This window comes from Pseudoxanthomonas sp. GW835-FHT14C01 (assembly GCF_058793715.1).
This window is the reverse complement of sequence record NZ_JBXAGB010000001.1, coordinates 1,134,943-1,155,494: the sequence shown is the minus strand read 5'-3', so window position 1 is coordinate 1,155,494 and position 20,552 is coordinate 1,134,943. Positions and strand designations below refer to the sequence as shown.

The window sequence follows — 20,552 nt, the reverse complement described above, 5'->3', positions numbered from 1 at the left end:
TCAGAGCGGAGCGATGCGCTAACCTTTCCTCATGCCGATGCCCCTGCCTGCTTTCGACGACGTCCTCGCCGCCGCCGCCCGTATCGCCCCACATGCCCACGCCACGCCCGTCCTGCGCTCCCGCGCGCTGAACAAGCTGGCCGGCTGCGAACTCCATTTCAAGGCCGAGCCGCTGCAGCGGACCGGTGCATTCAAGTTCCGCGGTGCCTGCAATGCGGTCTGGGCCCTGGACGACGCCACGGCCGCACGCGGTGTGGTGACGCATTCGTCGGGCAACCACGGCGCAGCGCTGGCGCTGGCCGCGCGTACCCGCGGCATCGCCTGCCACGTGGTGGTGCCCGAGGGCGCCAATGCCGTCAAGCTGGCCAACATCGCCCGCTACGGCGCGCACGTGCACACCTGCGCCGCGACCATCGACGCGCGCGAAGCCGCTGCGGCCCGCGTCCAGGCCGATACCGGCGCCACGCTGATCCACCCCTATACCCACCCGCACGTGATCGCCGGTCAGGGCACGGCTGCACTGGAGTTGCTGAACGCGTGCGGGCCTTTGGATGCGGTCGTCGCGCCGGTGGGCGGCGGCGGACTGCTGTCGGGCACTGCGATCGCCGTCGCGGCAACGGCGCCGGGGTGCCGCGTCGTGGGTGCCGAGCCGGAAGGCGCCGCCGATACCGCCGTGTCGCTGGCCGCCGGCGAGCGCCGCATCGACTTCACGCCCGATACGGTCTGCGACGGCCTCCGCGGCACGCTCGGAGAACCCAACTTCGCCCTGCTGCGTGCGCACCAGGTAGAGGTCATCACGGTGCCCGACGCTGGAACACTGGTTGCCATGCGCCTGCTCTGGGAATGCCTGAAGCTGCTGGTGGAGCCGTCGTCCGCCATCGCGCTGGCTGCCGTCCTGCAGCAGCGCGAGCGCTTCGAAGGACAGCGGATCGGCATGGTGCTGTCCGGTGGCAATGTCGATATCGATGCGTTGCCGTGGGGACGCGCCGCATGAGGGCGCGCAGGAAAGCATCGAAGCGCGGCGCCATCGGATGGACGTGGCGCCTGCTGATGCTGGCGTTGATCTGGCTGGCCGGCGTGGCCGCCTACATCATCTGGGTAGGCCAGCGCGACGACGCCAAGCCGGCCGACGCCATCATCGTGCTGGGCGCGGCCGCCTACGACGCCAAGCCGTCGCCGGTGTTCGAGGAACGCATCCGCCACGGCATCGACCTGTACAAGCGCGGCCTGGCGCCGACGCTGATCTTCACCGGCGGCTATGGCGGCACCGGCGCGCGGTTCTCCGAGTCCCAGGTCGCGCGTCGCTACGCGCTGCGCCAGGGCGTGCCGGAGAAGGCGATCCTGATCGAATCGCTGTCGCGCAATACGCACGACAACCTGCGCCAGGCCCGCGCGCTGATGCAACAGCACAGGCTGCACAGCGTCATCATCGTCAGCGACCCGCTGCACATGGCGCGTGCGCTGCGGATCAGCCGCGACCTCGGCATCCGCTCGGTCGGCTCGCCGACGCCGACCAGCCGCTTCCGCAGCTTCGCCACGCGCTGGCGCTTCCTGCTGCAGGAGGTCTATTTCTTCCATCGCGACCGGCTGCCGCGCTGACGGCATACCGTATGATCGGAACGTCGCCCACCCCACGGTAATCCGCATGAAAATCGACGGCACGCGCCGGCAGGACCGCGCCACCGAGCTCGTCCTCACCTACTACGCCGCCTTCAACCGCGGCGACTGGGAAGGCATGCTGGCCATGCTGACCGACGACGTGGTGCACGACCTCAACCAGGGCGCGCGCGAAACCGGCCGCGAAGCCTTCGCCACTTTTCTCGGGCGCATGAATGCCAGCTACCGCGAGCAGCTGCGCGACATCGTGGTGCTGGTGACCCAAGACGGCCAGCATGCGGCAGCCGAATACATCGTGCACGGCGAATACCTCAACACCGACGAAGGTCTGCCGCCGGCGAACGGACAGACCTACGTGCTGCCCGGCGGCGCGTTCTTCGATATCCGCGACGACCGCATCGCACGCGTCACCAACTACTACAACCTGCAGGACTGGATCCGGCAGGTCGGCGGCTGACGCCGCCCGCGCGTCACTCGCCGCGTCGCCGGATCGGAATCTTCGCCAGCGGCACGGCCGCGATGTCTTCGCCTTGCCCGCGGATCGGCGCGCCCGGCGGCGGTGCCCACGCGTGCGCGTAGATGACGTCCCACGTGCTCGGCAGCTTGCCGTCCGCGCGCCGAAGCGGCTCGTACGCCGCAGCCGCCGCGGCGAAGCGCGCGCGACCCGTCAACGTGTGGCGACGACGCTGCAATGCGTTGGTCGCGCCCATCGCGCGCAGTTCGCGCATCAATGCGGGCAGGTCGTCGTAGGTCAGCGTGAAGCGGTCGCGGTCGAGGACGGGATCGCGGAAGCCCGCCAGCACCAGCGCATCGCCGAACTGCGCGATCGGCGGAAACGGACTGACATGCGGCGTGTCGTCGGCGTGCGCGAAGGCATCGCGTAGTTCCTGCAGCGTTTCCGGACCGAACGTGGAACACACCAGCAGGCCGCCGGGTTTCAGTACGCGGCGGAAGCCGTTGAACGCGGCAGGCAGGTCGTCCACCCACTGCAGGCTCAGGTTGCAGAACAGCACGTCGACGCTGCCTTCGGCCAACGGCAGCGCGCGCAGGTCGGCGCAGACGCGCTGGAACGGCTTCCACCAGCCGACCTGCTTTTTCGCTTCGCGCAGCATCGGCAGCGCCAGATCCAGGGCGATGACCTGCGCCTTCGGCCAGCGCTTGCGCATCGCGGCGGCGGCGTGCGCGGGGCCGCAGCCGACGTCGAGCACGAGCGTCGGATCGGTGCCGTCAGCGCCCTTGCGCAGCGTCAGGTAGTCCAGCGATTCCATCAATCGCTTCTCGACTTCGTGCTGCAGTGCCGCCGCCGCGTCGTAACCCGCCGCCGAGCGCGAGAACGCGCGGCGGATGTGGCGCTGGTCGAAGGTGCTCATGTCGCCACGCCTTGCGGCAACGCCCGCATGAAGCGATCCACTTCCGCGGCGACCAGATCGGCATGGCCCAGGAACGGCGCATGGCCGCCACCGGCGATCTCGACGAACTGCGCGTCCGGTGCAGTTTCCGCCGCCGCCCGCATCGCCTTCGAGGGCACCAGCAGGTCGCGGCGACCGGCCAGCCACAGGCTGGGCGCGGACAGTGTGGGCAGGGTCGCGCGCAAGTCGGTCTGTTCGAGCAGCTGCAGGCCGCGCTGCAACGCCGCGGGCGCGGGCTCGCCGCGCGCGTAGAGATCCTGCTTCAACGTGCGCAGCTCGCTGCGGGCGTGCTCGGAACCCATCGTGTCGAGCGCCAGGAAGCGTTCCAGCGTACCGGCGTAGTCGTTGCGCAGGTCGTCGCCGAACTGCGCGAACACGCTCGCCTCCACCGCATGCGGCCATGCTTCTCCGCGGACGAAACGCGGCGTGGCCGCAACCATGGCCAGTCCGCGCACCTGCGACGACGTCGCTGCGGCGTGCAACGCGAACAGGCCACCGAGCGACCATGCCAGCCATGCAGCGGGTGGCGTGCGCGCGAGGATGGCCCCGGCGGTGGCTTCCAGCGTCAGCGCGACCTCGCTGTCGCGACTATGGCCGTGGCCCGGAAGGTCGACGAGATGGAGCGTGTAACGGTCGGACAGCCGCTGCACCAGCGGCGCGAACACGCCGCCATGCAGCGCCCAACCGTGCAGCAGCACCAGGGAGGGGCCGTTGCCGAGGGTTTCGATATGCATGCCGCGTATTGTCGCCGATCCCGCCCGGTGCGGGACCGCACGAGTGGCGATTCCGTCAGGCGACGGCGCCGTGCACGCGCTGCACCGCATCCCACGACCGCGCCAGCGTCGTCACCAGGCCGTCCACGTCCTGCGACGAATGCAGGGCGGACAGGGTGACGCGCAAGCGCGCCTTGCCATCCGGCACGGTCGGCGGGCGGATCGCCGGCACCAGGTAGCCGGCGCTGTCGAGTGCGGCCGACAGCGCCAGCGCGTTGCCGTCGCTGCCGCACAGCACGGGCTGGATCGGCGAATCCGATGCCATCAGTTGCAGCCCTGCGCGCTGCGCACCGCTGCGGAAGCGGTCCACCAGGGACTGCAGCTTCTCGCGCCGCCACTGGTCGCGGCGCGCGTGCTTGACCGCCACGCGCGTCGCCGCCGCCAGCGCGGGCGGCATCGCCGTGGTGTAGATGTAGGGGCGCGCAGTCTCGGCCAGGTGCTGGATCAGCGTTTCCTCACCCACCACCACGGCGCCGTAGCCCCCGAGCGCCTTGCCCAGTGTGACCAGCTGCAGCGGCACGTCGGCCACGCCCATCCGCGCATCCGCCACGCTGCCGCGGCCTTCCGGTCCGCGCACGCCGACGCCGTGCGCGTCGTCGACGAAGAACAGCGCCTGCTGCATGCGGGCGACCAGGCTCAACGACCGCAACGGCGCGGCATCGCCGTCCATGCTGAAGATGCCGTCGGTGACCAGCATCGCCGCACCGTCGGGCTGCAGCTTCAGCTGGCGCAGCGCGCCTTCGGGATCGAGATGCGGATAGCGGCGCAGCTTGGCGCCCGCCAGCCGCGTGGCGTCCAGGAGGCTGGCATGGTTGAGCCGATCCTGCACGCAGACATCGCCATCCTCGAGCAGCGCCTGCTGCACGGCGAGGTTGGCGAGGAAGCCGCTGCCGAACAGGAGCGCACGCGGATAACCCAGCCAGTCCGCGATGTCGCGCTCCAGGCCTTCATGCGACGCGCGGTGGCCGCTGACCAGATGCGATGCGCCGGCTCCGGCGCCCTCGCGCGCGGCGGCGTCCTGCAGCGCGTTCGTCACTTCGAACTGCTGCGCCAGGCCCAGGTAGTCGTTGCTGCTGAACTCGGTCAGCCAACGGCCGTTGACCTCGACGCGCACGCCATCGCGGCGCGCGACAGTGCGGCGCGTACGCTGCCGGCCCAGCGCGATGCGCTGCTGGCGCTGGGCGAGGATGCGGTCGTGCAGGTCGGTGCGGGTCATGTCGGCAGGCCTGGCGTGGGAGGGCGCCGGGGCGCAGGAAGGCCGTCGACGACGACACGCCGGTCCGCGTTTCCGCGCCAGCGTGCTGCGTCCTGTACCGCCCCCTGCTGCCCCGACTTACGCCGCCCGGCCGCAGGACGGCTCGGAACGGGTGATGTCGGCATGCACCGTACCGCTGCCCGGGGCATCGGTTCTGTGATGGTCGTGCACGTTTTCCACCTGCACCGCCATGGGCCGCAGACCGAGGCGGGCGAACAGGACCTGGTCGCGCGCCGTGTCCGGATTGCCGGTGGTCAGCAGTTTCTCGCCGTAGAAGATCGAGTTGGCGCCGGCCAGGAAGCACAGTGCCTGCAGTTCGTCGTTCATCGCCTCGCGGCCGGCCGACAGCCGTACCATCGACGCCGGCATGACGATGCGGGCCACGGCGATCGTGCGCACGAACTCGAACGGATCCAGTTCGGTGGTGCCGTGCAGCGGCGTGCCCGCCACCTGCACCAGCCGGTTAATCGGCACCGAATCCGGATGCGACGGCAGGTTCGCCAGCGCCTGCAGCAGGCCGGCGCGCTGGTCGCGCGATTCGCCCATGCCGACGATGCCGCCGCAGCAGGTCTTCATGCCGGCATCGCGGACGTGCTCCAGCGTGTCCAGGCGGTCCTGGTACTGCCGGGTATGGATGATGTCGCCGTAGAAATCGGGCGCCGTGTCCAGGTTGTGGTTGTAGTAGTCCAGGCCGGCGGCCTTCAGCGCATGCGCCTGTTCTCCGCTCAGCATGCCCAGCGTGGCGCAGGTCTCCAGCCCCAGCGCCTTCACGCCGCGGATCATCTCGGCCACCTTCGGGATGTCGCGATCCTTCGGCGAACGCCAGGCCGCGCCCATGCAGAAGCGCGAGGCGCCGGCCGCCTTCGCCTGCGCGGCCTTGGCGAGCACCTCGTCGGCGTCCATCAGCTTCTGCGCGGACACGCCGGTGTCGTAGCGCTGCGCCTGCGGGCAGTAGGCGCAGTCTTCGGGACAACCGCCGGTCTTCACCGACAACAGGGTCGAGACCTGGACTTCGGCCGGGTCGAAGTGGGCGCGGTGCACCGTCGAGGCGCGATGCAGCAACTCGGGAAACGGCAGGTCGAACAGGGCGAGCAGCTCGTCGCGCTGCCAGTCGTGGCGCACGACCGGCGCGTCGGGAAAAATGTGAGCGGACATCGCAGCCTCGGCGGAATACAGTCGGGAGAGTCTGGAAACCGGGCCTGGCCCTGTCAACCGCATGGATGCGCTGAAAGTTGACGGCTGGTGGCGCCATGCCACTTGCCTGCTGCTCCCTCCCCGTTGCCTGATCTGCCGCGAACGTGGCAGCAATGGCGTGGATCTATGCAGCTCGTGCAGCGAACAGCTGCCTTGGAACACCCTCGCCTGCGCGCGCTGCGGGTTGCCGATGCCCACGTCTGCCGGTGAATGCGGCGAATGCCTGCGCCATCCGCCCGCGCTGGCGCACACGCGGGCGGTGTTCGTTTACGGCTTCCCGCTGGATCGGCTGGTGCCGCGCCTCAAGTTCCATCGCGATCTCGCGGCCGGGCGCCTGATGGCGGCGCTCATGGCGGAGGCGCTGGCGACGGCGCCTCGGCCCGACGCGATCCTGCCGGTTCCCCTGCATCCGCGCCGCCTTCGCCAGCGCGGCTACGACCAGGCGCTCGAACTCGCCCGTCCGCTGGCCGAGGCGTTGTCCCTTCCCTTGCGGACGGACCTGCTGCAGCGTTCGCGCCCCACGGCACCGCAGTCCGAACTCCACGCCGCGGAGCGGCAGCGGAACGTCGCCAGGGCGTTCGTCGTCCCGCCCGCCATCACGCCACCCGCACATGTGTGCCTGATCGATGACGTGATGACGACCGGCGCCACCCTGCAGGCCGCAGCGCGCGTGCTGCTTAGCGCAGGCGCGCTGCGCGTGGATGCCTGGGTCTGCGCGCGCGTCCCCTGACGCGGCGCGCGGCGTCAGGGCGCGAAGCCGCTCGCGCTGACCCGGCACTGCAGCGTCAGCACGATCTGGCCGCCCGCAGGGAACGTCGCGATGGTCACGCCGGTGGCGCTGGTGAGGTCGGCCACCGGTACCGTGGCGCCCGGGCAACTGGCACCGCCCGAGGCGGCGCAGGCCGCCGTGGTCGCGGGGTCGCTGCAGTTGAGCCCGGCGCCCGGGGTGTCGCGCAGGACCGTACCGTTGGCCGCGCTCGGACCGGGATTGGTGGCCGTCACCGTATACGTCACCACGCTTCCCGACACCGCCGTGGTGGGACTGGCCGCCTTGGTGATCGCCACGTTGGCGCGCGGAACGCGGACGTTGCGGAAGCTGCAGCTCAACTGGTCGCCCGCCACCGGCGAGAAGGCGAACGTCGCGCCGGTGCCGCTCGGGGCCGATCCGCCGCTGCGTGCATTGGTGCAGGCGTAGGTCGTGGTGTAGTCGGCCAGGTTCGCGCCGCCCGCTCCCGTTTCCGAGAAGGTGTAGCTGGCGCCCGCCGTCGCCGGACTGACGATCGCCACCTGCGCTGGTGCGCTGGTCGCCCCGGTCGTCGTCACGGCAGCGCCGGCACCGGCACCTGTTCCGGCGATGGCCAGCGCGAACTGGTCCGTGGCCTGCAGGCGCCCATCGGGCAGTTCCTTGCTCAGCCGCAGGATCGGGCGCGCGGTGTTGGTCATGGTGCAGACGATCTGGTTGTTGGCCGCCGGCACCACGCTCCAGGTGGGCGAGGCACCGCCGGGCGTGAAGGCCACGCCGTTGCGCGTGCAGCTGATCGAGGCGGTATACGCACCCGCGAGCGTCGATGCGCTGCCGGCCGCCATGGTGTCGCGCAGGTAATAGGTCGTGCCGGTCGTCACCGGGAGCGCGCCGGTGCTGGCCTGCTGGCCGACATCGGCGCCGGACGTGGTCGCTTCGCGCACGGTGCCGGCGGTCGACGTGGTGCCGATCTGCACGGTGAACTGGTCCGTGGCGTCGGCGCGCGGCGCGCCCAGCACCTTGTTCAGCGTGATCGTGGTGCCGTTGCCGGTGATGGAACCGTTGCAGCCGTTCGCACTGGCGGCGGCGGCGGGATCCCGGAAGGCCGTCGACGGAATGATGGCCGGCGTGCCGCTGCCCGGCAGCGTCCAGCGCAGGCGCGCATGATTGATGCCGCCATGGTTGAGCCAGTACATGCGCACCAGCGCACAGCTGTTGGCGTTGGCGGCACTGAAGGTACCGAGGCTGACGTAGGTGTCCTCGTTGGCGGTCCAGTCGTTCACCGTGCCGACCGGGATGTCGTACGAGGCCGTCCGGTACGCCGTGTTGGCGTAATCACTCGAGAAACCGAGTTCGACGTTGTCGTCGTGCGCGATGCTGACGGTATAGGTACCGGCTTGCGGAAACTGGATCAACGCATACGACACGCGCCCCATCGCCTGCAGGTTGCAGGAGGCGGCACTGGTGGCCAGCGAATCCAGGTTGCAGAGATTGTTGGCGGCCGCACGGTAGTTGATGTCCGCCGCCGTGCCGGTGCGCACGGCATTGGCGGGGTTGGTGGCGATCGCACGCAGAGCGTTCAGGCGGGCCGCGCCGCTGCCGGTGTTGTTGGCGAACGTGGGCGCGCCAGCCGGGCCGGTGTAGACGGTGCCGACGCGATCGTTGCCGCGATAGTCCTCCCAACGCACCGTCTGCGCCGTGGCGTTGCCCAGGCATGCCGCCAACACCGCGCCGATCATCCAGCGCCCACGCCCCACGGAAAGGAAGCCTGCGATTCCCGCGCCCCTGCCTTGTTTTGCCATCTCGTGCGTCACACGCTGTCACATCGAATAAGTGTGAACCGTATCACGCAATTCACGCTTTATCGAACACGCACTCCGCCGTTCAGCGGGCCAGATCCAACGCCAGTCCGGCGAAGACCGCCGCACCCACCCAGTTGTTGTGCAGGAACGCGCGGAAGCATGCGTCGCGCTGCCGATGGCGGGCCATCCAGAACTGTGAGGTGACCAGCAGCATGGCGGCGACGAGGCCGGCCCAGTAGCAGGCGCCCAGCCCTGCCTGCCGCCCCACCAGGAACAACGCCACGAACACCAGGGCGTACAGCACGCCCTGGATGACCAGATCGAGATCGCCGAACAGGATCGCGGTGGACTTGGATCCGGCGCGCAGGTCGTCCTCGCGATCCACCATCGCGTACCAGGTGTCGTACGCGGTGGCCCACAGGATGTTGGCGCCATAGAGCACCCATGCCACGGTCGGCACCTCGCCCTGTACGGCCGCGAAGGCCATCGGAATGCCCCAGCCGAACGCCAGCCCCAGGTACACCTGCGGCAGGTAGGTATAGCGCTTGAGATAGGGATAGCTGGCCGCCAGGAACAGGCCGACGACGCTCAGCCACACCGTCAGGCGGTTCATCGTCAGCACCAGTGCGAACGCCACCAGCATCAGCACCGCGAACACCACCAGCGCCTCGCGGCCCGACACCGCGCCGGTCGCCAGCGGCCGACCGCGCGTGCGCTCGACCTGCGGATCCAGCCAGCGGTCCGCATAGTCGTTGATCACGCATCCCGCCGACCGCGTCAGCCACACCCCGGCCGTGAACACGAACAGCGTCCACCCCGGCGGCACGCCGTCGGCCGCCAGCCACAGCGCCCACCACGTCGGCCACAGGAGCAGCAGCACGCCGATCGGACGATCGCCGCGCACCAGCTTCCAGTACTGGCCCAGCCGCCCGCGCCAGCGCGACGTACCCGCCTCTTCGAAACGCTCGTATCCCATGCGCGAAAGGGTAACAGGCCGGTCCACCCGCCCGGATCGAGGCACCCGCGCCGGTTTGCGGCTAGAATGCCGGTCCCGTGCGCCTGTAGCTCAGCCGGATAGAGTAGTGGCTTCCGAAGCCATTGGTCGGGGGTTCGAATCCCTCCAGGCGCGCCATCTTCCCCGTGACAACGCCGCGTGTGCGGATAGCGCACCCTTGCACCGTGCCCGATGATTTTCGCCGTGGTGCCGCCGGATCCAGGGCGGGCCGGCTGCGACCAACAAGCCGCTACATCGCCTGATCGAGACGACGGACCGGAAGGCGTCCCGGGGGCTCGAAGGTATCCGTCGAGGCTGACCGCCCGTTCTACTCCGCGTTGAGGAGCTGGTTCCATGCCGTGAGCTGGTCCTGGTCCGACGCGCCGAGTTCGGTCAGCGAGATGACGGCAGAACCGAGGAGCGGACGGCCTTCGGCCGTGCGTCCGGACTGCATCAGGATCTGGCCACGCAGCGCCTGGAGGCGATGTTCCCAGCCCGGGGTGGAGTCGCCGGCCGTCAGCGCGGCGACACTCAGGCCTTCGGTCATGTCGAGCGCTTCCGCGAACCGTCCCTGTTCGGCCAGGTTGCCGGCCAGCGCATATCGGAAGCTGTGGGCGGCCACGTTGTCCTCCCCGAAGTGCTTGCGGAGCCCGCTTTCCGCCTGGCGCAGGTAGTCCAGGCCGGCCTCGCGGCTTCCGCAGTCGTACTCCTTGAAGCCGAGATTGCCCGTCTCTATCAGGGTGGCCTGGCGCGCTTCGCCATAGCGCTTCGCCATGCGCTCGCGCACCGTGCGGGCGATGGGGAGCGCCTTCATGCAGTCGCCGGCGTAGTCGTGGATGCTCGCGACCAGCGACAGCTGCACCAGGGTCGTGTAGTCGTCGGGGCCGAGGATGCGCTCGGTCGTCTTCGCGGCCGCTTCGGCGATCGGCAACGCTTCGGCGTAGCGCCCTAGGTTGCGCAGGGCGCGCGCCAGCATCACGCGATAGCCGGCCACGGTCGATTCGCCGATACGGTCGGGTCTGAGCAACGGGTCGGTGAGCAGCGCCTGCAGGAGCGGAATCGCCTCGCTCGCCTTGTCCGAGCGCAGCAGGCCATCGGCGATGTTGGAACGCACGAGCGCCGCCATCGATGCGTCGTCGGGTCGAAGTTTTCGCTGCAGCGCATCGGCGCGCCGGTGGGCCGCCAGCGAGGGCTCGACCTGGAGCTGCTGGAAATGGAGTTGTCCACGCGCGATCGCCGCATACAGGGCGACCTCGTTTTCGCCGTCCAGCCGGACCTTGCCGGCGAGCCTGTCGGCCTCCTCGAGTTGGCGTGTTCCCTCGGCGAAGGATTCGGGCGTGCCGGCATACGCCAGTGTCCGCACAAGGCCATAGCGCGCGATCAAGGTCTGCTCGTCATCCACGCCGAACGCACGGCCATAGTCCTGGACCGCCTGCCTGAGATGGCCGGCGGCGCGTTCGCGATCGCCCAGCGTGCGCCATGCGTCGCCGAGCGCAGCATGGATGCCTCCGCGCACCGCGGGATCCTGGTCGAAGCGCGCAGCCAGCGGCTTGCCCGCCTCCTCCAGCATCTGCCGCACCGTGGGATCGCGCTCGAAGCCTGCGCCGCCCGGGCTCAGTGCGCCGATCAGGTCGTCGCTCAGGAAGCGCGTCACCGCTTCCGCGCGCGCGGCCTGCATCGCCGCGCTCCTGCGCTGCTGTTCGCTCCGCCACCACAGGCCCGAACTGGCCAGCAATCCGATGCTCAACATCACGATGGTGGCGATAACCCACGGCCTGCGGGCCTGCGTGTGTTCCAGCGCGCGCTGCACTTGCTGCGCAGCCCGCGTGGCGGCGGCGTGCTGTTCCGCCTGCATCCGGCGCTGCTCCAGGGAAGACAGCCGCTCGATCAATTCGGCCACGCTGCCCAGGCGCTGCGCGGGGTCGCCATCGGTGGCGCGCCGGATGTCCTCCACGAGCAGGGGATCGTCGATGTCGCGTTCCCACCCCGGCGCCATCGGCCGGCGCAGGTCGCCGACCAGCCACTGGTACAGCAGCATTCCGAGCGCATACACGTCGCTGCGCACCGTGGCCGGCTGGCCGACGATCAGTTCCGGGGCGAGGTAGAGCGGCGTTCCGGAACTGTCGCCGCGGTGCGCCGTGGTGACGGTCATGCCCATGCCGGTGATGCCCAGTTCGGCCAGCCGTTCCGGCTGCAGCAGGCGGCTGTTGCCGAAGTCGGTCAGGCAGGGCTGCCATCCGTCGTCGCCGCGCGCACGCACCAGCACGTTGGCCGGCTTGATGTCCTTGTGCAGCACGCCGACGCCATGCGCGGCATCGACCGCAGCCGCGACGCGCAGGAAGAACGCGAGCTTGCGCGCACGGTCCCAGCCGGCGAGCGCACCCTGCGCTTCCGCCCACTCCGGCAGCGCCTGTCCGCCGTATTCGCACTCGAGGAAGAAGGGTTCGCTTTCGAAGTTCCAGTCCAGCACGCGGACGAAGTCGTCGCGTTCGCCCAGCGTGTCGCGCAACACGCGCATGAGCGTCGCTTCCCGCTTGATGGACGCCAGCCGTTCGCCGCCGCGGCTGAACTTGAAGACGCGCACGTCCCGGGTGCGGGGCTGGCATGCCAGCCACACCTCGCTGCCCAGGGTGCGCCCGAGCGGACGCTCCAGCAGGAAGTGTTCGCGGCCGGGGACGGGCTGGCCGGCGACGAAGTCCAGTGCCGTCCCCAGACGGTGCCCCTGCGCCACCCGCTCGACCGGACCATCCAGGCGATAGCCCACGCGGGGAACGGTGGCGATGCGGTTCTCGCCCGCGGCATCCAATGCCTTGCGCAGCTTGCCGATGGCGGTGGCCAAGACGTGGTCGACGGTGATCCGCCCGGTCCAGACCTGGTCGAACAGTTCCTCCTTGGTCACCACCTCGCCGACGTGGCGCAGCAGCACCGACAGCACCTGCAGGGGTTTGTGCTCGATATCGACGGCCAGGCCGGCGACACGCAGTTCGTGGCGGGTCTCGTCGAACTCGACGGTACCGAAGCGCCAACGGTAGAGCCGTGCATCGGGCGGAGGAGAGGGCGGCATGCGGCCGATGATAGCGTCGGTTTCCGAGCACCCGCATCCAGGGAAACGCCGAACCGGCGCGCTTGAAGGTTTCTTGAAAGCGCCGTGAGGACAGGGCGTTGGCGGCGCCCGCAGTCTTGCCCGACACCCGGCGGGAACCGGCGATAAGGGGCAGGCGTGGAGAGCAGGGGGCGACAGCGGACGAGGGGCCTGGGACTGGCGGCGACCGTGCTGGCGTGCGGCATGGCATGCACGGCCTACGCGCAGTCCCCCGGACCCGCGCGCAGCGTGCTGGGGCCTTGGGCGGGCACCTACGTCTGCATGCAGGGCCTGACCGGTCTGACGCTCGACATCACCGAGGCCACGCCAACCCGCGCCCGTGCGCTGTTCCACTTCTATGCCGATCCGCGCAATCCGCGCGTGCCGACCGGCTGCTTCACCATGGCCGGTACCTACGACCCCGGCAGCGGCCGTCTGCAATTGAAGGGAAAGGACTGGCTGCTGCGACCGGGCGGTTACGGCGTGGTGCATTTCGATGGCCATGTCGATGCCGCAGGCAGGTCTTTCACGGGCAAGGTCAGTGGCCGTCCCTCGTGCAAACAGTTCGAACTCGCGCGCGCGCCGTCGCCCGTCGAAGCGCCGGCGGCATGCGCGGTCGCGGCCGCACCGCCCCAGGCCGACCTGCGCGATGCCGGCCGCATCGGCGACGCACTGGCCGGCGAAGGCCGCATCGACCTCGACATCCGGTTCGATTTCGCGCGTGCCACGCTGCGGCCGGACAGCCTGCCGCAGCTGGACGAACTGGGCCGCATCCTGCTGGCGCCCGCGCTGGCCACGCACCGCATCGGCATCCACGGCCATACCGACGCGGTGGGCGAGGCCGCCGCCAACCTGCGGCTGTCGCAGCAGCGGGCCACGGCCGTCGCGGAGTACCTCGGCCAGGCGTTCGGCATCGCGCCGTCGCGCTTCGATGTGCAGGGCTTCGGCGAAAGCCGGTTGAAGCGGCCCGCGTCGCCGGAGGCGGAGGCCAACCGTCGCGTCGAGATCGTGCTGCTGGATTGAATCGCCGCGCCGCGCGCGTCGATCGCGCGCGGTGTAGCCCACCTGGAGAGGAATGATGCCGATGAAGAACACCGCGATGCTGGCCACGTCCCTGCTGTTGCTGTCCGCCTGCGGCGGCGGCGACGAATTGGCCGATGGCCAGGAAGAAGGCGGCGTGCCGCTGGACGAACTGGAAGAAGCCGCCATGGCCGGGCCTGACGGTCCGGCGCCGCTGCGTTGTCCTGCGAAGGTGCGCAAGGAGCTCGCCGGTCCGGACATCATCGGGCTCCGGTTGGGCATGACGCTGCCGGAAGCGATGGCCACCACGCGCTGCAGCCTGGGCGAAGAGGCCGTGGTGACCGAAGAGAAGCGCTGGCTCGACCGTCTCGACACCCATGGCGTTCCGCTGGGGACGCAGTTCTTCTCCGTCGAGAAGGGCAGCTACCGCCCCTGCAATTTCGCCCGGGAATGGCAGGAGTGCCGCGGCAAGTACAAATGGGAGCACAGCGACGAGATCGTCAGCGTCGCAACGCCGGGGGTGCCGGGCAAGGAAACCGCGATGGTTGTATGGCGCACCCAGAAGTTCCGCGATGGCCAGATGCCCTCGGTGGACGCCACGCTGGAGGCGCTGACCTCGAAGTACGGACAGCCGCAGGTGCGCGAGGACATCGACTCGCCGCGCGGCTACTCCGCCGGTACGCGCGACCTGCAATGGGTCTACGACCGCGCAGGCAATCCGCTGTCCGAGGCCAACCCCCTCTTCGGTCGGTGCCGCAACGGCGTGTACGGCGGTGGCGAGAACACGAGCGCCAGCTGGACCGAAGGCTGTGGTCTGAACATCAGTGCACGCATCGTGCTGAGCGGAAACAACCCCGGCCTGGCGATGGCGCTGCACACCGCGATGATCCAGCAGAGCGACACGTACGCCCATATCGAAGGCATGCAGGCGGAACTGCAGCGCATCGGCCAGAGCCGGCGCGATGCCGAAGTGAAGGAGGCCGGCGATGCCAGCGATGTCCGCCTCTGACGCGCGCATGCGCGTCCGCGTCCTGCTGCCCATGGCCTTGGCCGCCCTGCTCGCGGCGTGCGAGGGCGGGCGAACGCAGGCCGGTGACGCCACTGCGCCGCCGGACCCGCAGGGCGGCGCGGGCGCGGTCCCTGCGACAGCGGGCGCTCCGTCGCCTTCCACGCCTCCGGCATCGGCGGCGACCACGCCGGCGCCGGTACGGTTCGGCGAGCGCCAGCTCGATCATCCGGACCATCTGCAGATCCTGATGCTGGCCTACCGGCTGGAGGGACGGGCGCCTCCGATCGACGCGTGGGCGGCGGCGCAGTCGCGCGTGGTGTACGCGGACGAGTTCGCCCGTCCCGCCCTGCTGAAGGAAGAGCAGGAGCGCCTGCAGGGCATCTACGACGGCACTGCGGATGTCGGACGCCTGCGCATCAACGTCAACGCGCGGTTCGGCGAGTACGACGCCACGCGTGGAGGCTACTACCTGGACGCGTTCATGCCCGGCAGCGCCTTCGACTTCAGTGCGCAGCCCTCGCCCTCGGTCCCGGCGCAGCACATCAGCCTGCGGATCGACAACCCGGAAGAGCTGAATTTCTGGCCGCTGGATGCGGCGGCGGCCCAGGATGTGCTCACGCGCAACAGCGGCATCCGCAGCGTGGTGCTGGACAGCCGCTTCGTCATCACCGGGATCAGCCGCCGCAACGAGGGGCGAGTGATCACCGCGCGATTGGCCGGCTACGTGATCGGCAGCGACCACTACAACCGTCCCGCGACCTTCGGGGAGCGACGGTTCGATGCGGGCGGGGAGCGCTGACATGGCAGGCCTGCGCAAGACGACACCGGTGTTCATCGCGCTGCTGCTGTCGGCATGCGGCGCCGGGATGAGCGGGACGTACGAAGACGAGATGGGCCTGACGCAGCTGCGCTTCGAGCGTGGCGGCACGGTCGTGCAGTCCGCGGACCTGACGGGCGTGGAGCGGCAGATGCGCTACGACGTCGAAGGCGATCGCGTCCGCATGCGGCATCCCGATATCGAAGGCGCCACCCTGGTGCTCACCCGGGTGGATGGCGACACGCTGTCCGGCCCGATGGGCGTGACCTACCGGCGCGTGCGCGACTGAGTCGCGCAGGACGCCAGCCGCGCCAACGGCGCGGCATTCCATGACCTACGACGAGGAGAAACAAACCATGCGGGACTGGCTCTACTTCGACACGATGGTGACGCCCAAGATCATCACCTTCATCTACTGGATCCTCCTGGCTGGCGCCGTGGTGTCCGGACTGGTGCTGATGGTCAAGGGCTTCGGCCTGATGCGCTACTCCGGATTCGCGGGCTTCGGCATGGTCGTGGCCGCGCCGATCCTGGCCGTGCTTTCCGCCCTGCTGGCGCGCATCTACTGCGAAATCATGATCGTGCTGTTCAAGATCAATGAAGCGCTGCAGGACATCCGCCGCAAGTAGGACTCGCTCGACGATCCGGCGGCGGACCGTGCGTCCGCTGCTCCCATGTCCACTCGAAAGGAACAGCACCATGGCGACACGCATCCTGCATCTTGGCAGCGCATCCTCGCTGCCGGCACAGCGCACGAAGACGACATGGTCGAAGCGGCGCGCACGCCGCCTGCACGCACTGGCGCTGCTGATGTTGTTGCCGTTGCACGGGCTGGCGGTGGACCGCGGCAGGCAGGTCGTGGTCACCCGGCCCGACGATGCCGCCCGGCTGATGGATGCCGTGGAGAATGCGGCCTGGGCCGCCGACGGCAAGCCGGCCTCCAAAGCCGTCTACGTGGTCTACAGCACCGAGTGTGCCTGGAGCAAACGCCTGTTCGACGAGACACGCGCGCTAGCGGGCAACGTGCAGTTGCGCTGGATTCCCGTGGCGGGCAACACCGCCGCATCCGTGGTGGCCGGGCGCGACAGTGCGAGCGTCGGCGACGCCTTCGGTGGCCGGAGCGCGCGCGCCGTCGATGCCGCCGCCCAGCGCGGCGTGGCCTACAACCAGGGCGTGATGGACAGCATCAGCTATCAGCTTCGCCCCTACGATCGCTCGAAAACGTTCGCATTCCCGACCCTGGTGTACCGCAATGGCAAGAGCGTCAAGGTCGTCGCCGGCAATCCGCGCAACCTCGCCAGCCTGGCCGCCGAGGTATCGAACGAACCGCGCGCGGCGTCCCTGGTGCCTGCGGGCCTCGCGCTCGCGGCACAGCCGCCCACGCTCCTGCGCAGCCGCAATCTGCCCAAGTGGGCGCACCTCAACGACACGCCGATGATCTTCCGGGCCGCGCCGTCGCCGCAGGCGCCTGCCATCGATGACCTGGCCAAGGATTTGCTGGTGCCCGTGAGCGGCATCGTGGGAACGACGGGGTGGATCGAGGTGGCGCCGTGGGGCCTGGACAAGCGCAAGGCCTACGTTCACGACCCGCTGATGGCACGCATGGCCTTGCTGGATTACCGGGTCAAGCCGCAGGGTGGACAGTGGCAGGCCCCGTCGACGGTACAGGTGCGGGAGTTCCCGGATACGGACGCCCACGTCCTGGAGACGCTGAAGGCCGGGGAGCGTTATCGCCGCAGCGGCGTGGTGGAACAGGGTGGACGCGTCTGGGACCAGATCGTGCTTTATGCCGATGGCGCGGTGGGTTACGTGCAGCGGTGAGATCCCTCGAAGCGCCCGCCGACGGCCACGCGTTCTCGCGCGGCCCATCCTGGCCCTGTCGCTTCTTTCTGCAGTTTCCTCCCATGGGGTGCGCGGCCCCACGAGACCCGCGTGCGACACTGCCCGCTCTTCGGAAACGGGCGCGATCATCATTCGCCCTGCGCCCGCCAAGGCGGACGCCTGACAGAACGCGGCATCGACGGGCTAGGCGAGTTCTTCGATCAATCTGCAGACCGCGTGCCGCTTCTTCGCAGGCAGGCGTCTGATCGCTTCGAGCAACCGCGCTTCCGTGTCGTCCACCACGAACTCGATCGCCACCGCCGGCACTTCGGACGACGGAGACTCCGCCGGATCGCCACGCCCGGTCGCCAGCCATTCGAACGGCACGCGGGTGGCGACACTGACCGTCGCCAGATGTTCGACGCTGGGATGCGTACCTCCTTCGCGCTCCCACTGCGCCACCGCACTCCGGTACACCCCCACCGCGCTGGCAAGCTCGCTCTGGGACAGCCTGGCTTGCACACGTGCGCGCCGGATACGCAAGGCGATATTCGTCATCGTGCTTCCCTCAATCCTTTTCAGGTAAGCGCTTCTCAACAGGAAGCGGAACTAACCGACGTTTGTCTCGATTGCCTAACCCACCCATCTTTCCCCTGCAAAACGTCGCGCATGCAGACAGCGCAGTCAGCGCGGCTTAGCACCTTCGACGCAGCGCGCCATTGCCATGCGCTTCAAATCACATTAGTAACGCAACCTGCGTCAAGCAAGTGCCAACGCCGGTAACTGGATTTACTTGCTGACGCAGAGGGAGACACACGACGGTTCCGTACATCGACTACTCAGGGGTAGGTGGATGCACAGGCAGTTCGGGCAGACAGGAAGACTGCGCGCATGGGTCATCGCGACGGTGGCGATGCTCATGCTGTCCTGGGGACAGGCGTCGTTCGCGCAAGCGGGCTGCAGTACCGGAGCCTGCGTATCCGCGGGGCCGCGACTGGTCGCCGTGGACAGCACGCAGGGACCGGTCCTCAACCTCCTGTTCCAGGCGCTGCTTCCCGGCACGACCGTCAACCTGAGCGTGCTCGACTGGAACGCGCTGGCCGCTTCCGACATCAACCTCAATGCCCTGATCACGCGCCTGGGCGTGAACCTCGGCATCAGCGACACCTCGCAGGTGCTCAATACCGACATCACGCTGGCGCAGCTGCGGCTGGCGATGGTGCAGGTGCTGCAGGCCGATGGCCAGACGGCGGCCGCGAACGCGCTCAACCTGTTGCCGCTCAGCGTGGGCTCGCTGACCGGCTCCATCCGGCTGTCGCAGATCCTGCGCATCGATCTTCCGCCGGGCGCGTTGACCAACATACGGCTCGACCTGCTGGACCTGGTCACCGGGTCGGTGCAGCTCTACAACTTCCGCAACGTCCTCACCACGCCCACGCCCGTCACGGTCAACACCGCCGCGCTCGGCCTGACCGGCGTGGCGAACGTGCAGCTGTGGCTGCAGGTGGTGGAGCCGCCGGCCTACGCCTGCGGGCCGCAAGGCACCTCGTTCCACACCGGCGCGATCCGCTTGAAGTTCAATCTCGACGTCGTGCAGGGATTCAACCTGCAGGCCGTGATCAACGCGTTGAACGTGGCGGGGCTGGGACTGACGAACGTGTCGCTGACCGCCGACGTGCTGAAGCTGCAGTTGTACGCGGATGTGGCGCGCGCCGAAGGCACGATCACCGCGGTGGACTACGTCGCCGGCGCGGTGAGTTTCCAGGCGCGGCCGGGCCTGGTGAACCTGTATGCCGGCAACGTTGCCGACAGCCTGTTCTTCAACCGCTCGCGCGTGCTGACGCCCGCCGATGTCACCCCGTTGACGATCAACAACCTGGACCTTCGCTTCAACGTCAACCTGCTCGGCATCGGCCTGGTGTCCGTGCGCGTGCCGCTGCAGGTCACCGCGCGCGCCGCCGCGACCGGATCGCCGGCGTTGCAGAACTTCTCCGTCAATGCGCCATTTCCACAGACGCGCACGGCCAGCAGCGGGACGGTCAGCGCGGGCAGCCTGGTCACCAGCCTGCTCGGCACCCTCGATCTGCATGTGGTGAGCGGCTCGCCCGAAGTGACCCTGCTCGGCATCCCGATCCTGCCGCCTGCACTGCTGACGCCGATCCTCAACTCCGTCGTCAACGTCGTGGAGACCACGCTGCGCGGTCTCTCCACCGCGGTACTGCAGCCGGTGTTCAACCTGCTGCTGCGCGATCTGGCGGACAACCTGCTGGGGCTGCTCGGCATCCGCATCGGCAATGCGGTATTCACCGTCGAAGGCGTCGCGCGTTCCTGCTCGGCGACGCTGACGCTGGCGAAGGTGCTGCAGCCGGCGGCGGACCCCGGGCGCTTCACCCTGGCGATCACGCAGGGCGCGACGCCGATCGCGAGCGCCAGCAATGTCGGCAACGGCGGCACCACTGCGCCGGCGGTCACCACGCCCGGCCTCAGCTACACGCTGGCCGAATCCGCCGGCACCGGTACGCAGCTCGACCGCTACACCACCACGTGGGCTTGCGCGGACCAGGATGGCACCGCGATAAGTTCCGGCACCGGAACCAGCTTCGCCCTCACCGCGCCGGCGGCGAGCTCCACCGCGGTCGCCATCACCTGCAGCGTGACCAACACGCGCGCATTGCGTTCCGACGTATCGGTCACCAAGAGCGACAACCAGGCAACGTACACGCCGGGAGCCGGCAGCACCTTCGTCATCACCGTGTCGAACGCAGGACCGGATGCCGCCAGCGGCGTCGCGGTCAGTGACACGTTGCCGGCCGGCATGCGCCTGTCGGGACCGTGGACCTGCACGGCCAGCGGCGGCGGCAGTTGTCCCGCCAGCGGCGGCGCTGCCGGCGATGCGGCGGTCAACCTCAGCGTCAACGTCGATGCGGCCGGCACGGCGACGATCACCGTGCCCGTCGCCTACAGCGCAGACCCGGCCACGTACTGATCCCGAGCGCACTTCTTCTCATCGCGAGGCA

Annotated in this window: 19 protein-coding genes and 1 tRNA gene; 12 read left to right on the top strand and 8 right to left on the bottom strand. The window is 69.2% G+C overall.

What is annotated here, in order from left to right:
• Window positions 1-31: 31 nt before the first annotated feature.
• The 3 genes from AC1Q5B_RS05025 to AC1Q5B_RS05015 are packed head-to-tail and all read left to right on the top strand — an operon-like array spanning window position 32 to window position 2,074.
• Window positions 32-994 (top strand): threonine ammonia-lyase, encoded by a 963-nt coding sequence (locus AC1Q5B_RS05025; protein WP_492630623.1) that lies wholly within the window; start codon window positions 32-34, stop codon window positions 992-994.
• The gene (locus AC1Q5B_RS05020) at window positions 991-1,599 is read left to right on the top strand and encodes a YdcF family protein (RefSeq protein ID WP_492630622.1); all 609 of its coding nucleotides are present in this window, start codon (window positions 991-993) and stop codon (window positions 1,597-1,599) included. Before AC1Q5B_RS05025 ends, AC1Q5B_RS05020 begins: the two co-directional genes overlap by 4 nt.
• Before the next feature lie 46 nt (window positions 1,600-1,645).
• On the top strand, window positions 1,646-2,074 hold the full coding sequence (locus AC1Q5B_RS05015; protein WP_492630621.1) for a ketosteroid isomerase-related protein: 429 nt from the start codon (window positions 1,646-1,648) through the stop codon (window positions 2,072-2,074).
• Between the two features lie 13 nt (window positions 2,075-2,087).
• Here the strand turns inward: AC1Q5B_RS05015 and bioC are convergent, their stop codons facing one another.
• The 4 genes from bioC to bioB form a co-directional block, all read right to left on the bottom strand.
• On the bottom strand, window positions 2,088-2,987 hold the full coding sequence (bioC, locus tag AC1Q5B_RS05010) for a malonyl-ACP O-methyltransferase BioC (protein WP_492630620.1): 900 nt from the start codon (window positions 2,985-2,987) through the stop codon (window positions 2,088-2,090).
• Window positions 2,984-3,760: a pimeloyl-ACP methyl ester esterase BioH gene (gene bioH / locus AC1Q5B_RS05005; RefSeq protein WP_492630619.1), complete on the bottom strand. Its 777-nt coding sequence runs from the start codon at window positions 3,758-3,760 to the stop codon at window positions 2,984-2,986. The genes bioC and bioH overlap by 4 nt, the downstream gene beginning before the upstream one ends.
• Window positions 3,761-3,815: 55 nt before the next feature.
• Window positions 3,816-5,015, bottom strand: coding sequence for an 8-amino-7-oxononanoate synthase (gene bioF, locus AC1Q5B_RS05000; RefSeq protein ID WP_492630618.1), 1,200 nt, complete (start codon window positions 5,013-5,015; stop codon window positions 3,816-3,818).
• Window positions 5,016-5,132: 117 nt separating this feature from the next.
• Window positions 5,133-6,209, bottom strand: a complete 1,077-nt coding sequence (gene bioB / locus AC1Q5B_RS04995) for a biotin synthase BioB (protein WP_492630617.1) — start codon at window positions 6,207-6,209, stop codon at window positions 5,133-5,135.
• Between the two features lie 61 nt (window positions 6,210-6,270).
• Between bioB and AC1Q5B_RS04990 the strand changes: the two genes are divergently transcribed.
• Window positions 6,271-6,978, top strand: coding sequence for a ComF family protein (locus tag AC1Q5B_RS04990; RefSeq protein ID WP_492630616.1), 708 nt, complete (start codon window positions 6,271-6,273; stop codon window positions 6,976-6,978).
• Between the two features lie 14 nt (window positions 6,979-6,992).
• Here AC1Q5B_RS04990 and AC1Q5B_RS04985 read toward each other — a convergent pair whose 3' ends face one another.
• Window positions 6,993-8,747, bottom strand: a complete 1,755-nt coding sequence (locus AC1Q5B_RS04985) for a hypothetical protein (RefSeq protein WP_492630615.1) — start codon at window positions 8,745-8,747, stop codon at window positions 6,993-6,995.
• Window positions 8,748-8,874: 127 nt separating this feature from the next.
• The gene (gene ubiA / locus AC1Q5B_RS04980) at window positions 8,875-9,768 is read right to left on the bottom strand and encodes a 4-hydroxybenzoate octaprenyltransferase (protein WP_492630614.1); all 894 of its coding nucleotides are present in this window, start codon (window positions 9,766-9,768) and stop codon (window positions 8,875-8,877) included.
• Between the two features lie 79 nt (window positions 9,769-9,847).
• Between ubiA and AC1Q5B_RS04975 the strand changes: the two genes are divergently transcribed.
• Window positions 9,848-9,924, top strand: a tRNA-Arg gene (locus AC1Q5B_RS04975).
• A 190-nt stretch (window positions 9,925-10,114) separates the two neighbouring features.
• Here AC1Q5B_RS04975 and AC1Q5B_RS04970 read toward each other — a convergent pair.
• Window positions 10,115-12,850, bottom strand: coding sequence for a protein kinase domain-containing protein (locus AC1Q5B_RS04970; protein WP_492630613.1), 2,736 nt, complete (start codon window positions 12,848-12,850; stop codon window positions 10,115-10,117).
• Window positions 12,851-13,072: 222 nt separating this feature from the next.
• On the opposite strand from AC1Q5B_RS04970, the gene AC1Q5B_RS04965 reads away from it, so the two are divergent.
• The 6 genes from AC1Q5B_RS04965 to AC1Q5B_RS04940 all read left to right on the top strand — a co-directional run bounded on the left by AC1Q5B_RS04965 (window position 13,073) and on the right by AC1Q5B_RS04940 (window position 17,535).
• Window positions 13,073-13,891 (top strand): OmpA family protein, encoded by an 819-nt coding sequence (locus AC1Q5B_RS04965; protein ID WP_492630612.1) that lies wholly within the window; start codon window positions 13,073-13,075, stop codon window positions 13,889-13,891.
• A 61-nt stretch (window positions 13,892-13,952) separates the two neighbouring features.
• Window positions 13,953-14,897: a hypothetical protein gene (locus AC1Q5B_RS04960; protein ID WP_492630611.1), complete on the top strand. Its 945-nt coding sequence runs from the start codon at window positions 13,953-13,955 to the stop codon at window positions 14,895-14,897.
• Window positions 14,884-15,696, top strand: coding sequence for a hypothetical protein (locus tag AC1Q5B_RS04955; protein ID WP_492630610.1), 813 nt, complete (start codon window positions 14,884-14,886; stop codon window positions 15,694-15,696). Before AC1Q5B_RS04960 ends, AC1Q5B_RS04955 begins: the two co-directional genes overlap by 14 nt.
• Before the next feature lies 1 nt (window position 15,697).
• Window positions 15,698-16,003, top strand: a complete 306-nt coding sequence (locus AC1Q5B_RS04950) for a hypothetical protein (RefSeq protein ID WP_492630609.1) — start codon at window positions 15,698-15,700, stop codon at window positions 16,001-16,003.
• A gap of 67 nt (window positions 16,004-16,070) precedes the next feature.
• A complete protein-coding gene (locus AC1Q5B_RS04945; RefSeq protein ID WP_492630608.1) occupies window positions 16,071-16,343 on the top strand; it encodes a DUF4282 domain-containing protein in 273 nt (90 codons plus the stop codon).
• 70 nt (window positions 16,344-16,413) lie between these two features.
• Entirely contained in the window at window positions 16,414-17,535 is a 1,122-nt protein-coding gene (locus tag AC1Q5B_RS04940) for a hypothetical protein (RefSeq protein WP_492630607.1), read from the top strand.
• Between the two features lie 204 nt (window positions 17,536-17,739).
• Here AC1Q5B_RS04940 and AC1Q5B_RS04935 read toward each other — a convergent pair whose 3' ends face one another.
• Window positions 17,740-18,093: a helix-turn-helix domain-containing protein gene (locus AC1Q5B_RS04935; protein WP_492630606.1), complete on the bottom strand. Its 354-nt coding sequence runs from the start codon at window positions 18,091-18,093 to the stop codon at window positions 17,740-17,742.
• Window positions 18,094-18,388: 295 nt separating this feature from the next.
• Here AC1Q5B_RS04935 and AC1Q5B_RS04930 point away from each other — a divergent pair, with 295 nt between their 5' ends.
• On the top strand, window positions 18,389-20,521 hold the full coding sequence (locus tag AC1Q5B_RS04930) for a hypothetical protein (protein WP_492630605.1): 2,133 nt from the start codon (window positions 18,389-18,391) through the stop codon (window positions 20,519-20,521).
• Window positions 20,522-20,552: the final 31 nt, after the last annotated feature.

What these genes read in the sequence shown, in the direction of transcription:
- AC1Q5B_RS05025 (WP_492630623.1), top strand. Translation starts at nt 32, where the DNA reads ATGCCGATGCCCCTGCCTGCTTTCGACGACGTCCTCGCCGCCGCCGCC.
- AC1Q5B_RS05020 (WP_492630622.1), top strand. Translation starts at nt 991, where the DNA reads ATGAGGGCGCGCAGGAAAGCATCGAAGCGCGGCGCCATCGGATGGACG.
- AC1Q5B_RS05015 (WP_492630621.1), top strand. Translation starts at nt 1,646, where the DNA reads ATGAAAATCGACGGCACGCGCCGGCAGGACCGCGCCACCGAGCTCGTC.
- bioC (WP_492630620.1), bottom strand. Translation starts at nt 2,987, where the DNA reads ATGAGCACCTTCGACCAGCGCCACATCCGCCGCGCGTTCTCGCGCTCG.
- bioH (WP_492630619.1), bottom strand. Translation starts at nt 3,760, where the DNA reads ATGCATATCGAAACCCTCGGCAACGGCCCCTCCCTGGTGCTGCTGCAC.
- bioF (WP_492630618.1), bottom strand. Translation starts at nt 5,015, where the DNA reads ATGACCCGCACCGACCTGCACGACCGCATCCTCGCCCAGCGCCAGCAG.
- bioB (WP_492630617.1), bottom strand. Translation starts at nt 6,209, where the DNA reads ATGTCCGCTCACATTTTTCCCGACGCGCCGGTCGTGCGCCACGACTGG.
- AC1Q5B_RS04990 (WP_492630616.1), top strand. Translation starts at nt 6,271, where the DNA reads ATGGATGCGCTGAAAGTTGACGGCTGGTGGCGCCATGCCACTTGCCTG.
- ubiA (WP_492630614.1), bottom strand. Translation starts at nt 9,768, where the DNA reads ATGGGATACGAGCGTTTCGAAGAGGCGGGTACGTCGCGCTGGCGCGGG.
- AC1Q5B_RS04970 (WP_492630613.1), bottom strand. Translation starts at nt 12,850, where the DNA reads ATGCCGCCCTCTCCTCCGCCCGATGCACGGCTCTACCGTTGGCGCTTC.
- AC1Q5B_RS04965 (WP_492630612.1), top strand. Translation starts at nt 13,073, where the DNA reads ATGGCATGCACGGCCTACGCGCAGTCCCCCGGACCCGCGCGCAGCGTG.
- AC1Q5B_RS04960 (WP_492630611.1), top strand. Translation starts at nt 13,953, where the DNA reads ATGAAGAACACCGCGATGCTGGCCACGTCCCTGCTGTTGCTGTCCGCC.
- AC1Q5B_RS04955 (WP_492630610.1), top strand. Translation starts at nt 14,884, where the DNA reads ATGTCCGCCTCTGACGCGCGCATGCGCGTCCGCGTCCTGCTGCCCATG.
- AC1Q5B_RS04950 (WP_492630609.1), top strand. Translation starts at nt 15,698, where the DNA reads ATGGCAGGCCTGCGCAAGACGACACCGGTGTTCATCGCGCTGCTGCTG.
- AC1Q5B_RS04945 (WP_492630608.1), top strand. Translation starts at nt 16,071, where the DNA reads ATGCGGGACTGGCTCTACTTCGACACGATGGTGACGCCCAAGATCATC.
- AC1Q5B_RS04940 (WP_492630607.1), top strand. Translation starts at nt 16,414, where the DNA reads ATGGCGACACGCATCCTGCATCTTGGCAGCGCATCCTCGCTGCCGGCA.
- AC1Q5B_RS04935 (WP_492630606.1), bottom strand. Translation starts at nt 18,093, where the DNA reads ATGACGAATATCGCCTTGCGTATCCGGCGCGCACGTGTGCAAGCCAGG.
- AC1Q5B_RS04930 (WP_492630605.1), top strand. Translation starts at nt 18,389, where the DNA reads ATGCACAGGCAGTTCGGGCAGACAGGAAGACTGCGCGCATGGGTCATC.